1 protein-coding gene and 1 pseudogene are annotated in these 565 nt (G+C 47.4%); both read right to left on the bottom strand.

The window, feature by feature from the left end:
* The coding region (locus HMPREF0666_RS18730; RefSeq protein ID WP_009013443.1) for a DUF6531 domain-containing protein at nt 1–86 on the bottom strand (86 nt) is incomplete at its 3' end.
* Nucleotides 83–565, bottom strand: a pseudogene (locus HMPREF0666_RS16005) (RHS repeat protein); the annotation flags it as partial. The pseudogene HMPREF0666_RS16005 and the gene HMPREF0666_RS18730, both read right to left, overlap by 4 nt.

Genomic DNA, 565 nt, shown 5'->3' with positions numbered 1-565 from the left:
GGACCAGACAATTCAAAGTCAGTATTAGTATGGTATACACGCCCCGTGGCGGCGTCTACTGGCTCACCGAAAAGGCAGCAGTTCATTTTTTATTTATCTTCCCCAGAGGAGTCTTCTCAAATGCTTCTGAGAGTTTCTGATAGGCCTTGGTTTTGGTCAGACACTTAAGTCCCATTTTCATTGCCAATTGAAAAAGGTCTATCGTTGGTGGACCACCTACAAGGACCGGATTACCACCTGAGGTTATAATGGAAAGTAGCTGCGTGGGCAGGAAGCGTGAGACACTTGGCTTCTTGAACTTTCCCGGATGAAGTCTCGGAGGCGGTGCAAAACCAAAGGTGCTACATGAAAGGGCTGGATGGAACTGCGTTGAACAAGGACCTCCGTCTGCAAGTACCGTAGAGCTTCCCATCCACATCTCGGCATCAGCAAAAGGAGACGTGACAGGAAAAATGTGTATGACAACAGCAGGCAACTGTATCATTGAGATTCCCGCTTGAGCTATCCAACGTCCATGTACTTTTACAGACGGTGCCATACCTTTCAATATTGAAACAGCAATGGC

It is taken from the genome of Prevotella sp. C561 (genome assembly GCF_000224595.1).
Lineage (GTDB): Bacteria > Bacteroidota > Bacteroidia > Bacteroidales > Bacteroidaceae > Prevotella > Prevotella jejuni.
The sequence above is the reverse complement of the archived record's forward strand: the minus strand, read 5'-3'. Positions and strand labels throughout refer to the sequence as shown.